Raw genomic sequence first — 12,973 nt, forward strand, 5'->3', positions numbered from 1 at the left:
GCTCAAGTGTTATCGCCGCCCAGCTCGGCGCCGGCCGCGGGTCTGCAGTGAGGTGTCGACTTCGTCGTCAAACAGATCAGCAAGCTGATCAGTCATCGCCCCGGCAAGTTCTTCGGCATCGACAATGGTGACGGCCCTTCGGTAATAGCGGGTTACATCGTGCCCGATCCCGATGGCAATCAGCTCCACCGGAGATCTGGTTTCAATGTCTTCGATCACATAGCGCAGATGCCGCTCGAGATAGTTGCCCGGATTGACCGACAGCGTTGTGTCGTCTACCGGCGCGCCATCCGAAATCATCATGAGGATCCGGCGCTGTTCCGGGCGGGCCAGAAGCCGGTCATGGGCCCAGAGAAGCGCTTCGCCGTCAATGTTCTCCTTCAGCAGGCCTTCGCGCATCATCAGGCCCAGGTTTCGCCTTGCACGGCGCCAGGGAGCGTCAGCGGATTTGTAGATGATATGGCGCAGATCGTTGAGGCGCCCGGGTGTCGGTGGTTTTCCGGCTCCAATCCAGCTTTCCCGCGACTGTCCACCTTTCCAGGCCTTGGTGGTAAAGCCCAGGATTTCCACCTTCACGCCGCAGCGCTCCAAGGTGCGCGCGAGAATATCGGCGCATGTGGCAGCTACTGTTATGGGTCGTCCGCGCATGGATCCCGAATTGTCCAGAAGCAGCGTTACCACCGTGTCGCGGAAATTGGTGTCGCGTTCCTGTTTGAACGCAAGCGGAGCCATCGGATCCGTGACCGCGCGTGTCAGGCGTGCGGTATCCAGAAGACCCTCTTCCAGGTCAAAGTCCCAGGCACGGCTCTGCTGGGCCATCAGTTTGCGTTGCAGACGGTTGGCAAGTCGGGCCACGGCTCCTTGTAAGTGCGTCAGCTGTTTGTCGAGAAAGCCTCGAAGTCGATCAAGCTCAGCGCTATCACACAGCTCTTCCGCCGTTACCGTTTCGTCGAACTGGAAGGTAAAGACACGATAGTCAGTCTCGGGACGGTTGGAAAACGGGCTCTCGGACCGCTCGCTTTCTCCAGGCTCCTCGGAGTCCTCGATCATATCCTGCTCGGCGAAGTCGTCCATGTCGGCTTCGGCAGCTTCCGTATCGCCGCTGTCCTGCTCTTCGCTGGACATGTCCATGTCCTGAGGTGAGGATTCCTGTTCGCCGGTGTTTTCCTCGCTGTCGTCTCCCGTTTCGGCTTCGTCGTTGTTGCCGTCATCCTCGTTTTGGTCAGGGTCCATTTCATCGTCGGTATCGCCAATCTCGTCGGCCATATCGAGCGATTTCAAAACGTCCCGCAAACGAGCGGCAAAGAGAGACTGATCTTCGACTTCCGCTTCCAGGCGATCCAAGTTCCCGCCTGCTTTGTCTTCAACCCATCCGCGCCACATATCGACGAGTTTTTCCGCGCTCTCCGGCGGCTTGGCACCGGTCAGCCTTTCGCGAACGATGAGAGACAGAGCGTCTTGAAGCGGCGCATCTTCCCGGCTGGCAACATCCGCGGCTCCTGATTTGCGGAACCGGTCATCCAGCATCACTGCCAGGTTGTCGGCAACACCCTGCATCCGGCGCGCACCAACAGCCTCACAGCGTGCTTGCTCAACGGCTTCGAAGATGGCCCGGGCTTCCGGTCCCTGCGGCATGTTCTTGGCGTGAACGGCCTTGTCATGGCAGGCAATGCGCAATGCCATGGAATCCGACAGGCCTCGCGTTACTGCCACTTCGTGGGCATTGACCTTTCGAGAGGGTTCCGGCAACCGGGCGGACATGCCGGACAGTCCCGGACGGTCACCGGAAAAAACGACTTCCAGCTCCGACTCACCGGAAATGGCCCGCATGGTGCCGCTGACCGATTGCTTGAACGGTTCGGTACTTGGTGCGGGCTTGTTTCCCGGAAGTGTGTTGTGTCCTGGCCTCGGCGCCATACTACCCTCAGCTCATGACGACATTTACAGAAGATTCCGGCAGATCTTCGCCGAAACAGCGTTGATAGAACTCCGCGACCAGCGATTGTTCCATGTCGTCGCATTTGTTGAGGAAGGTCAGTCTGAAGGCAAACCCGACATCGCCGAAAATTTCGGCATTTTCCGCCCAGGTGATGACAGTTCTCGGGCTCATTACCGTGGACAGATCGCCATTGATGAATGCGTTTCTGGTCATGTCCGCCAAACGCACCATTTTGGAGACAATGGTGCGGCCTTCGTCTGTCTGGAAATGCTTTGCCTTCGACAGAACGATGTCAACTTCATTGTCATGCGGAAGGTAGTTCAGCGTTGTGACAATGGACCACCGGTCCATCTGAGCCTGGTTGATCTGCTGGGTGCCGTGATAAAGGCCGGAGGTGTCACCGAGACCCACAGTATTTGCAGTTGCAAACAGACGGAAGGCAGCGTGCGGGCGGATAACCCGGCTTTGATCGAGCAAGGTCAAGCGGCCCGACGATTCCAGAATTCGCTGAATCACAAACATCACGTCAGGACGGCCGGCATCATATTCGTCGAACACAAGCGCGACATTATGCTGGTAAGCCCAGGGCAGAATGCCGTCCTTGAACTCGGTGACCTGCAGACCGTCCTTGATGACAATCGCATCCTTGCCGACAAGGTCGATACGCGAGATGTGGCTGTCCAGGTTGACGCGGATACAGGGCCAGTTGAGACGGGCTGCAACTTGCTCGATATGGGTTGACTTGCCCGTGCCGTGATAGCCGGTCACCATGACGCGCCGATTGTGTGCAAAGCCTGCCAGAATGGCCAAAGTGGTGGCCCGGTCGAACAGGTAGTCCTCATCGCGCTCAGGCACATGCTCGGATGCAGCGGAAAACGCCGGTACCTTGAGGTTCGACTTGAAGCCGAAAACTTCACTTACGGAAACTTCAGTATCCGGCATGGCCATAGCCGCGGTCGTCGTCTCAGTCATCAGTCCTCCGCTGTCCCGAATGTCGGGAAGGGTCATTTGGGGAAAGCCTGCAGGACCCTGCGGGCTTAAAGGAAACCGGCTTTTTTCAGGACGTTATAGGCCTGAATGATCTCCCGCAGGCGGTCTTCGGAAGACCTGTCACCGCCATTGGCATCCGGATGGTTCAACTTAACAAGCTCTTTATAGCGCGCTTTGATTTCATCGCCACGGGCTGTGTATGGCAGATTGAGCACATCCAGGGAGCGTTTTTCAAGCGTTAGTAATTTTCTTTGGCGCGGACGGCGTATGGATTCTGCACGGCGTTGCGCGTTGGAGCGCATGCCTTCCCTCGGGTCGAACCCGTCCGGCCCATCTGCTGCCTGCCGATTCACACCCATTTTCCAGGTCGGGCGATGTCCCGTCAGACTATCCTTTTGATAGCTCCGGACATCGTCGTCACCCATGCCGTTGAAATAATTGTAGGACTTGTTGTACTCGCGGACATGGTCGACACAGAAATTAAAGTACTGTCCCTCCCGATTGCGGCCCTTGGGTGCCCGGTGCGTGCCGGGGCGCTTGCAGCCGGGGTGGTCGCACGCCGGATGGTGATCCTGTTGCGCCCGCTCCTTGTCCGGCTTGACCCGGATACCGTCGAAAATTTTTGAATCCAGTTTCATGGTGCGAAATATTGAAGCCTGAGCGTTGGCGGGCAACCCGCCGGTCGTTTCATTGATCCGGTATCCAAAGCTATTTTCCCTGCATTGGTTCCCGGATGTCGAGCAGCCCGAAACCATATCAGGCCCGGTCGAACCAGCAAAGACTTGAACTTCGAATTCGCATACGTCACATAAATGCATATGAGTACAAAACAGATCATCGCCGACAAGCTTCAGGCAGCCTTTTCCCCCTCATTTCTGAATGTCATTGACGAGTCAGACAAGCACAAGGGCCATGGCGGGTGGCGTGAAGGCGGAGAAACCCACTTCAGGGTTCAGATTGCCTCGGCCGCCTTCGAAGGCATGAACCGTGTTGCGCGCCACAGGGCATTAAATGACCTTTTGGCAGATGAACTGGCGAGCGGCGTGCATGCTCTGGCTTTGGAGATCCGTTCCGACAGCGAACCTGATCCGCGTGCGGCAAGAGTGGCTGGCTAGCCGCTCAGCCCAGTCATAGCCGCCTGCCCATGGGGCGGCAATTCGACTGCGAAAATCATGTCCTATCTATTATGCCTCGATCCGCACCGTTGGTGCGGAAACAGGTGCCTTGATACCAGGTATCTGGCCAAGCGGCATGATGCGAAGGCGTGTGATCCGGTTTTTCTCACGGCGCAGGACCGTGAACCTGAAACCGTGGAACGTGAAAATCTGACGTTCTTCCGGAATCATGCGCGCTTCATGAATGACGAGTCCGGCGATCGTGGTCGCCTCATCGTCAGGCAGGCTCCAGTCAGCCGCACGGTTGAGGTCACGGATCGGCACTGATCCGTCGACAATTACCGAGCCGTCAGCTTGAGGCCTCAAGCCTTCCAGTTCCACATCGTGTTCGTCCGCGATTTCCCCAACGATTTCTTCCAGAATGTCTTCCAGGGTCACAAGGCCCATCACCTCGCCATACTCGTCCACGACGAGAGAGAAGTGCGACTTGTGCCGCAGGAAAGCGTTCAACTGATCCTGAAGGCTGGTCGTGTCGGGCACGAACCATACAGGTGCGGCAATATCAAGAATGTTGATGCCGTCGGTTCCGCTATCGGTGGCGTGCAATGCGCGCAGCAAGTCCTTTGCATGAAGAACGCCTACAAAATTATCACTTTCACCGCGCCAGATAGGCAGCCGCGTATAGGGCGAAGCTAGGGCGGCTTCGACAAGCTTTGCAGGGTCCTCGTCAGCATTCAGGGCGGCCATGTTGGTCCTGTGAACCATGACGTCGGACACTTCCAGTTCGGCTAGGTCCAAGAGACCGCCCAACCGGTCGCGTTCGCCCTTTTCCAGGCCGCCTTCGATGTGCTGAAGATCAACGGCGCCACGCAGTTCTTCATGCGCGGACAAGATGAAGGTGTCAGCTCCGACATTGATGCCGACAACCCGCAAGATCATCCTGACGATCACCTCGACGCCAGCAACAACAGGTCCGAAGACGGCAACCACCACCCGCACAATGGGTGAAACCATCACGGCAAATCGTTCCGGATTGGAGATGGCCCATGTTTTCGGAAGAACCTCTGCAAATACAAGGACCAGCGCCGTCATGACCAGGGTCGCCAAAGCGACGCCCGCTTCGCCGAAAAGCGAGAGGAAGACACTTGTCGCGAGCGCGGACGCCAGAATATTGACCAGGTTGTTGCCAAGCAGCAGCGCACCGATCAGCCTTTCCCTGTTCGCAATCAGCCGGCTGGCCACTCGGGCCCGCCAGTCACCGTTCTTTTCGATCTGGTGCATGCGCGCCCGCGAAGCCGCAGTCAGCGCCGTTTCGGAGCCGGAGAAGAAACCGGACAGGAACAGAAGCACCAGAATGGCGCCGACCGCCAGCCAGAGAGACGTTTCCATCATGTTTCAAGTTTCTCCTTGAGAAAATCCGATACCAGTGCCGGATCGACGCCTTTTTCAACAAAGGCTTCACCGACACCGCGGGTCAGAATGAACGTGAGTGCGCCGCGGCTGACTTTTTTGTCCTGAGCGATGATGTCCATGAATGTTTCCGCAGGTGGCAGCTGGCCTGGAACATCTTTCAACGTTACCGGAAGCCCAACATCGGTCAGGTGTTTTTCGACACGTGCAACAGTGGCCTCGCCAATCAGCTGCAGCCTCTGTGAAAACTCGTGCGCCAGCATCATGCCGATCGAGACGCCTTCTCCGTGAACGACACGCTCGGTTTCATACGAAACGGCGGCTTCCAGAGCGTGGCCGAAAGTGTGGCCGAGATTGAGCAACGCACGCCGCCCTGCTTCCAGTTCATCAGCAGCCACGACATCGGCTTTGGCCTGGCAAGACCGGGCGACGGCTTCGTCGCGTTCGGGACCCCCGCAAAAACCGCCTTCCAATTGGCTTCGAGCCAGCAAAAGAAAGGTTCGTCTCCGAGAAGGCCATATTTGGCGACTTCCGCATAACCTGCACGAAAGTCGCGGATCGGCAATGTGTCCAGAATAGCCGTGTCGGCAAGCACCAACGCGGGTTGATGGAATGCGCCAATCAGGTTTTTGCCATGGCGGGCGTTTATGCCGGTTTTGCCGCCGACAGAGCTGTCTACCTGAGCCAGCAGCGTCGTGGGTACCTGGATGAAAGTCATGCCGCGACGGACAGCAGACGCAACAAAGCCCGTCAGGTCGCCAACGACACCGCCGCCGAGCGCGACAATACCATCGCCGCGTTCCAGACGTGCCGCCAGGACCTCGTCACACAGGCGTTCGAATTCCCGAAAGCACTTGCTGCTTTCACCGCTGGGCACGGTCAGCACGGTGTGCTCAAGGCCTGCGGCCTTGAGGCTTTCGGAAAACGCTGGCTGATGCAGTTTCGCGACGGTCTCGTCAACAATCACCGCGAGGCGAGCTCCGGGCAAGACGGCAGCGATTTCAGAGCCGGCCGCATCCAACAGGCCGCGACCGATCTTGATGTCGTAGCTTCGGGCGCCAAGATCGACTTTGACCTGAGTTCGCTCTGCTTCCGCTGCTTCAGCCACGTTTGCTTCCATTGTCATTTTGTCTTTGAATTTCTGTGTTTCAGGACATTGCCGAGGCATTTTGTGCGTCGCCGACATCAAGATAGTCTGCCAAAGTGATGACGATCTGGTCGACCACCGTTTCGTGCGGAACTTCCTTGGATGTGACTGTCAGCGCCGCGCGCGCATAAACCGGTTCGCGCTTCGCCAAAAGGTCTCTCATGGTGCCTTCAGGGTCGGGATTTTGCAGCAGCGGTCTCGTTGAGCGGCGCCGAACGCGCGCCATGACCGTCTCAAAGTCTACCTTCAGCCAGATCGAAACCCCGTGTTCGGAAATTTCCTGGCGGGTGGCATCGCTCATGAAGGCACCGCCACCGGTGGCAAGAACCTGGGGACCTTCTCGCAAAATCCGCGCGATGACCCTTTCTTCGCCACTGCGGAAATAAGGTTCGCCATGTTCTGCAAAAATTTCTGAGACCGTCATGTTTGCTGCACGCTCTATTTCGGAATCAGCATCGATGAATTCAAGGCCAAGGCGCTGGGCAAGACGCTTGCCGACTGTGGATTTGCCACAGCCCATTATTCCAACCAAAACAATAGAGCGGTGCCCGAGCTTTTGAAGGAGCCCGGCCAAATCGATGTCTTTGGCGTTTATCCACTCAGGGCCCGTTTCCGGGTCCTGCGTCTCGTCATTCTTCGTCATGGCGGCGTTGTACCATATTCACCAAAAAAGACACGGGCTGATCTCATTTCGGATACCTTGGCGTCATCACTTGCGCTCAACCATGTCTTCTTGAAACAATCCGGTGACCGATTCGTCTATGGCATTCACGTTTTTTGCTCGGGAGTCCGCTTGTGCCAACCCTGACCCGCCTGCTGCTGGTGTTGTTGTTGCTGGGTGCACTCGGCTATGGCGCGGTGTTTGCGCTGGCGAATTTCGTTGACCCGCGTGAGCGGGAAATCACCGTTCGCGTCAAGAAGGACGGCTTTGGCCGTTAGGATCTGATTTGGCAACCGGTTTCGATCTCGAAACGTTTCTGGAAATGCTGGCAGCCGAGCGTGGCGCGGCCGAAAACACGCTTGAAAGCTATCGCCGCGACCTTGAAGACTTCTCTGGTTTTCTCGGCCGCACGAAGCTTGCCGACGCAGGCACAGACAAGATTTCAGCCTATCTTGGGGACCTGAACCGCCGAGGGTTTGCCGAGACATCACAGGCGCGGAGACTGTCCGCCCTCAAGCAGTTTTACAAGTTTCTCTATTCTGAAGGTGTTCGTGAGGACGATCCGACCCGCACGTTGTCAGCACCCAAGCGACGGTCAACCCTTCCCAAAGTGTTGTCTGTCGATGATGTCGACCGGTTGATCGAAACTGCCGAACTGGGAGCTGCAAAGCCTCAGAAAAGTTCGGCCGCCCGCCTGCGTGCACAGCGCCTCTATACGCTCATTGAAGTTCTTTACGCGACTGGTTTGCGTGTGTCTGAACTTGTTTCGCTTCCGGTAACAGCAGCTCTTCGCGATGCGCGGCTCATCGAAATCACCGGCAAAGGCGGCAAAGAGCGTCTGGTACCCTTGTCCCATGCCGCACAGGCCGCCATGAAAGACTATGTGGTCTTGAGGTCGGCAGAAGGCGCTTACGAGAAAAGTCCCTGGCTGTTTCCCTCCCACGGTGACAGCGGTCACCTGACACGTCAGCATTTCGCGAGGGAACTCAAAGACCTCGCGGTTGCTGCCGGTCTCCCGGCGGCAAAGGTTTCCCCGCATGTCCTGCGTCATGCCTTTGCTTCACATCTTCTGCAGAACGGTGCAGATCTGCGCGTTGTACAACAGCTTCTCGGTCATGCCGATATCTCAACGACGCAGATTTATACCCACGTCCTCGATGAGCGCCTGCGGGAACTCGTAGAGAGCGCACACCCGTTGGCGCGCCGTTGAAATTCGCTCTATTGCGCTGCAGCATTCATCGCCTTACACTCCGCTGCCTAAAAAAATAGCACCGGAAAACATGCATGCTGGAACCTGCCGGCGACTACGAAACGCTGAACGCCCGTTTTCAATGGTCTTTGCCCGCAACCTACAACATGGCTGCCGCCATCAGCGACGCATGGGCCATGAGAGATCCGGAGCGTCTGGCCATTCGCCAAGTGCTTGCAGACGGTGATGTTCGGGACTGGAGCCACCAGCGTCTCAATCAGGCCGCCAACCGGTTTGCCAATGCTCTTGTCGCCAAGGGTATCGGGCATGGCGACAGGGTGGCGTTGCTATTGCCCCAGGTTCCTGAAACAGCAGTCGCTCATCTTGCTGCCTACAAGATCGGCGCAATTGCCGTTCCGCTTGCAGCACTTTTCGGTTTGGAAGCCTTGCGATACCGCTTGTCGGACGCCGGGGCAAAGGCGCTTGTGACCGATGCCGCAGGGCTCGAAAAACTATCCCAAATCCGTGAAGATCTTCCCGAGCTTGACCTTGTCGTTTCCACTGACGGACCACAATCAGGGGTCTGTTGTTTCGACGATCTGCAGGCCAGGGCATCGGATCGCTACGAAACTGTTGCCTCAACACCAAATGATCCCGCACTGATGATCTATACGTCGGGAACAACCGGCCAGCCCAAAGGTGTGTTGCATGGGCATCGGGTCCTGTTCGGGCACATGCCAGGGATTGAGCTGTCACAGAATTTCCTGGGACGCGAGGGCGATCTGCTTTGGACACCGGCGGATTGGGCCTGGGCCGGTGGCTTGCTGAATGCGCTGTTTCCAGCACTAACACTCGGCGTTCCTGTGCTGTCTCATGCCAGCAGGAAATTCGACCCCGAATTTGCGTTTAAGCTGCTTGAACGAGAAGGCGTTCGCAATGCTTTCATTCCGCCAACAGCACTGAAAATGCTGCGTGCCGTTGACAGTCCACAACGTCGCTTCAACCTCGCCTGGCGAAGCGTTGGTTCTGCGGGCGAGTCTCTTGGTCGCGAAACGTATGACTGGTTTCAGGAAGAATTCGGGTTTGCGGTCAACGAGTTTTATGGACAAACCGAATGCAATGCGGTTCTGGGCTCTGTCGCAGAACTCGGTGTCAGCCGTTCCGGCGCCATCGGCAAGGCGATCCCCGGGCACGCTGTTGCCATTATCGACGACAAAGGCATGCAGTTGCCGCCTGAATCGCTTGGGCAAATTGCCGTCAAACGTCCTGATCCGGTGATGTTTCTCGAATATTGGAATAAGCCCGAGGCGACCCGGGACAAGTTCATAGATGACTGGATGATTACCGGTGACCAGGGTGTGATGGATGGGGATGGGTATGTTCATTTTGTCGGGCGAGACGATGACATCATCACCTCGGCAAGCTACCGGATCGGCCCGGGGGAAATTGAGGATTGTTTGATCAAGCACCCTTCGATCGCGCTGGCGGCAGCTATTGGCAAGCCCGATCCGCTGCGCACCGAGATCGTCAAAGCCTATGTCGTTTTGAAACCGGACGCAGCAGGCGGTGAGGAGCTTGAAGACGACATACGCGGATTTGTTCGCGAAAGGTTGTCTGCGCACGAATACCCGCGTGAGATCGAATTTGTGGAAGAACTTCCGATGACCACCACCGGAAAGGTCATACGCCGGAAATTACGTCAGCAGGCACGCGACGAGATATCGGTCAGGACTTCACGCGTTTCTTAAGTTGCCTCATCAGGCGTCGAAGCCGCTGTTCCAGTTCCAGATCCGCCTGACAGAGCGCGCAAAGCTGTGCGCTGAATGCACCGCCTGAAAAAAGCAAAGTGCAGGTTTCAAGCCGCCCTCTCCAAAGCGGCTCAATCATGGTGTGTCCTGGAATGGCAAGGGAATCTGCACCTTTGAATCCAGTCAATCTCAGGTTTTCCCGAAACGCATGTACCGCAATCTGAGCACCTGGAGAATACCTGCCAAACTCCTCGTCAAAAGCAATCTTCCAGGAAAAAACAGCGCCGCCTTCCGCAAAGAGGACAAGCGCGGCAACAAGTGTATTGCCCGCCCACAGCTGATCGATGCGAACGCCATTTACTGCCGCGCGGTTCGCAATTGCCGCTCGCGCGAATGCTGCGGTTTCAGGTATGCTCAAAAGTGCGGTTCCCGCCCGACCTTTCCAGCCCTTGGATTCAAGATGCAGAAAAGACTCAAATCCCTGAACGGCTTCGTGACCTGACAAACTGGAAAAACGTGTCGTGCCGAAGTCGTCAAGCCTGCGCAAGAGGCGGCGCATTTCCTTGCGCCGTTTGCCGCTATAAGCTGCTTCAAGCTGTTGCTTACCGGTTTCGCCGGGTGCGTGAGCTGCTCTGGTCGCGCATGCTGTCGAGCGATAGCGTTCTGCCATTGCCGATTTCAGCCTGTCGGCTGATGCAGAGCGGGACGGGAGATAGGGGAAGGCGAGGACGCCGTTTGAGCCGTTCATGGCGTGTAAAAAGGCCACAATTACGTCTTGCGGGGCATCTGGGTGCAAGAGCGGTGTTCCGAGCGGAGAATATTCGGTGGCCCATGTCGAAGTGACGGGAAAGGCGATGCCAAGTCTGCGGCGCCCGACTGGTGCAGCTGCCAGCCAGTGTTGATTTTGTTTCTCCCTGACGACGACAAGGCGAACTGACCTGTTGTCCGTGTACTCCAGAAATGGCTTTAGGAATTCAGGCCCGAAAAACGGGTTGGGATCGATTGAAAGTCCAGCAAGTTGCCGCCAATCCGCTACCGGAACTGTTGCGTTCAGCGGATCGAACTCCAGGATCTCGTACTGCTGTGCGGCTGTTTGATCACTGATCAACCTGGCGGTCCTTGGGCGGAAAAAGCAATGGAAGAACAAATGTCGTGATATTCAGCTTACGTTTTGCAACCAATGCAAGCGCTGATGCTTCAAAAAGAATTGCGCAACTTGTTGCGACAGCAGCGCCGGCGAGGCCAAGAAGCGGGATGAGGGCGAGGTTTAAAAGAACATTGAGCAGAAATGTTGCCGCATAAATACCGGCGCAATTCTTCTGATGCCCGGTCATGGTCAAAAGCGCGTCGGCAGGACCTACGGATGCACGTGCGAGCACGCCGATCATCAAGATGGCAATCAGCTGATAGCCGCTTTCATAGCCGCTGCCGAACAGGGCCAGCAGCAGCGGGGCGATGAGCAGAAGCCCTGCACCAGCCAAAAGCGAAGGCCAGAACGTCCAATGCGTGGCTTTGCGAACATAGTCTTCAAGGCCCTTCTGGTCTTGCCTGTGCGTATAATCGGAGAACCTGTGTGCCGACGCGGCACGGACGGCGAAATAGACAAAATGCACCAGGGCCAGGGTTCTTGAGGCTGCGAAATATATGGCGACTTCGTCAGGGTCCTGGAAGAAGCTGACCATGATGACATCGGCACTGGTGATCAGCTGCAGAAATCCGTCCACCATCAACATTGGCAACGAGATCAGGATCCAGTTCTTCAGCTCAACCCTGCGCGGGCCGGACGGCACCTGAAGGGAAAGCCGGCGGCTGAGCTGCATATATTGGTAGAGGGCAATCAGCATGGCTGCGCAAATTGCGACGGATGCCATTGTCAGAGCATCTGCTTTCAGTCCGGCGAATATCGCCACAAAAAGCAATATCAGGATGGTGAGTGGCCGCCAGATATAGGTCGGCAACATCGACAAGGACGACCAGTCGTAGCTTCGTGCAATGCCATCCTGGACCAATCCAAACGCAAAGAATGGCAGAGCGAGCAAGACAACCGCGATGGGTTGAACGTAGTAGGGCTCAATGATCGGGCTGATCAGTAACACTATGCCTATTCCAAGGATAGCTGTTACGGCGCCTATCAAGAATGCCGAGACCCGGCTTGCAAAGAGGAAACCGCGCAGGCCATCCAGGTCACCGGCCTGACGATATTGAGGCAGGAACCTGTTGGCGGATGCCGAGAACCCGCCGCAGGACATGACACCGAGAACGATCACCAAAGTCCAGGCAACAGAATAGATACCGTAGTCGTGCGCACCGAGCGCGCGCGCGAAAACTATCTGGGAAAGATACGCGAGTGCTGCTCCGCCTATCCGGATGGCGAAAGTGGACACTGCCATGCGGCCCGCAGCATGATTGTCGCTGCCCGTGCCATTCAAGACAGCTCTAATCTGTTCGCCTCCTTTGCCCAAAACCTGAGGCCAGGAGGCGCTGTGAAGACGCTTTGTCCAGGAGTTGGAAGTGAAACGCAACGACGGGTCCTTTGCAGCAAATATTCCGTATTTGTGACATGAGGGACTTAATTTTCTCTAGCGAACTGAACAACTGGACGGCTTCGTTTTCACAGATGCGTGATGAAATCGGGTTTTGAAACGCAAAACCGGTCAAACGAGGGTGAAACAATCCGCTTGACTTTCAATAGCAGAATAGAACAAATAGTGAACATGCTGACGCCGAGTCGTCAGAACTCCTTCGACGGCATCACCCTTGGCCTGAATGAGTGA

Annotated in this window: 11 protein-coding genes and 1 pseudogene; 4 read left to right on the top strand and 8 right to left on the bottom strand. The window is 56.5% G+C overall.

Features of this window, described 5'->3' with window-relative positions; genetic code table 11:
- Nucleotides 1–9: 9 nt before the first annotated feature.
- The 3 genes from cobT to ACZ1HV_RS17400 form a co-directional block, all read right to left on the bottom strand.
- On the bottom strand, nucleotides 10–1,917 hold the full coding sequence (gene cobT, locus ACZ1HV_RS17390; protein WP_472715847.1) for a cobaltochelatase subunit CobT: 1,908 nt from the start codon (nucleotides 1,915–1,917) through the stop codon (nucleotides 10–12).
- Between the two features lie 7 nt (nucleotides 1,918–1,924).
- Nucleotides 1,925–2,911, bottom strand: a complete 987-nt coding sequence (gene cobS, locus ACZ1HV_RS17395; protein ID WP_298817440.1) for a cobaltochelatase subunit CobS — start codon at nucleotides 2,909–2,911, stop codon at nucleotides 1,925–1,927.
- Between the two features lie 65 nt (nucleotides 2,912–2,976).
- Complete coding sequence (locus ACZ1HV_RS17400) at nucleotides 2,977–3,567, bottom strand: DnaJ domain-containing protein (RefSeq protein ID WP_298817438.1); 591 nt, start codon at nucleotides 3,565–3,567, stop codon at nucleotides 2,977–2,979.
- A 174-nt stretch (nucleotides 3,568–3,741) separates the two neighbouring features.
- On the opposite strand from ACZ1HV_RS17400, the gene ACZ1HV_RS17405 reads away from it, so the two are divergent.
- Nucleotides 3,742–4,044, top strand: coding sequence for a BolA family protein (locus ACZ1HV_RS17405; protein WP_472715848.1), 303 nt, complete (start codon nucleotides 3,742–3,744; stop codon nucleotides 4,042–4,044).
- Between the two features lie 69 nt (nucleotides 4,045–4,113).
- Here ACZ1HV_RS17405 and ACZ1HV_RS17410 read toward each other — a convergent pair whose 3' ends face one another.
- The 3 genes and pseudogenes from ACZ1HV_RS17410 to ACZ1HV_RS17420 all read right to left on the bottom strand — a co-directional run bounded on the left by ACZ1HV_RS17410 (nucleotide 4,114) and on the right by ACZ1HV_RS17420 (nucleotide 7,244).
- A complete protein-coding gene (locus ACZ1HV_RS17410; protein ID WP_298817436.1) occupies nucleotides 4,114–5,436 on the bottom strand; it encodes an HlyC/CorC family transporter in 1,323 nt (440 codons plus the stop codon).
- Nucleotides 5,433–6,574, bottom strand: a pseudogene (gene aroB, locus ACZ1HV_RS17415) (3-dehydroquinate synthase). The gene ACZ1HV_RS17410 and the pseudogene aroB overlap by 4 nt, the downstream one beginning before the upstream one ends.
- 28 nt (nucleotides 6,575–6,602) lie before the next feature.
- Nucleotides 6,603–7,244 (bottom strand): shikimate kinase, encoded by a 642-nt coding sequence (locus ACZ1HV_RS17420; RefSeq protein ID WP_298817434.1) that lies wholly within the window; start codon nucleotides 7,242–7,244, stop codon nucleotides 6,603–6,605.
- A gap of 152 nt (nucleotides 7,245–7,396) precedes the next feature.
- Here ACZ1HV_RS17420 and ACZ1HV_RS17425 point away from each other — a divergent pair, with 152 nt between their 5' ends.
- From ACZ1HV_RS17425 to ACZ1HV_RS17435, 3 genes are all read left to right on the top strand, one after another.
- Entirely contained in the window at nucleotides 7,397–7,540 is a 144-nt protein-coding gene (locus ACZ1HV_RS17425; protein ID WP_173005876.1) for a hypothetical protein, read from the top strand.
- Nucleotides 7,541–7,548: 8 nt separating this feature from the next.
- Nucleotides 7,549–8,472, top strand: coding sequence for a site-specific tyrosine recombinase XerD (xerD, locus tag ACZ1HV_RS17430; protein WP_472715849.1), 924 nt, complete (start codon nucleotides 7,549–7,551; stop codon nucleotides 8,470–8,472).
- A 74-nt stretch (nucleotides 8,473–8,546) separates the two neighbouring features.
- Nucleotides 8,547–10,199, top strand: a complete 1,653-nt coding sequence (locus ACZ1HV_RS17435; protein WP_472715850.1) for an AMP-binding protein — start codon at nucleotides 8,547–8,549, stop codon at nucleotides 10,197–10,199.
- On the opposite strand, the gene ACZ1HV_RS17440 is transcribed toward ACZ1HV_RS17435, so the two are convergent.
- Together ACZ1HV_RS17440 and ACZ1HV_RS17445 are read right to left on the bottom strand one after the other, a co-directional pair.
- Complete coding sequence (locus tag ACZ1HV_RS17440) at nucleotides 10,177–11,307, bottom strand: GNAT family N-acetyltransferase (RefSeq protein ID WP_472715851.1); 1,131 nt, start codon at nucleotides 11,305–11,307, stop codon at nucleotides 10,177–10,179. The genes ACZ1HV_RS17435 and ACZ1HV_RS17440 overlap by 23 nt on opposite strands.
- Nucleotides 11,297–12,721, bottom strand: coding sequence for a lipopolysaccharide biosynthesis protein (locus tag ACZ1HV_RS17445; protein WP_472715852.1), 1,425 nt, complete (start codon nucleotides 12,719–12,721; stop codon nucleotides 11,297–11,299). The genes ACZ1HV_RS17440 and ACZ1HV_RS17445 overlap by 11 nt, the downstream gene beginning before the upstream one ends.
- Between the last annotated feature and the right edge of the window lie 252 nt (nucleotides 12,722–12,973).

The organism is Roseibium sp. JB4-4 (genome assembly GCF_055693425.1).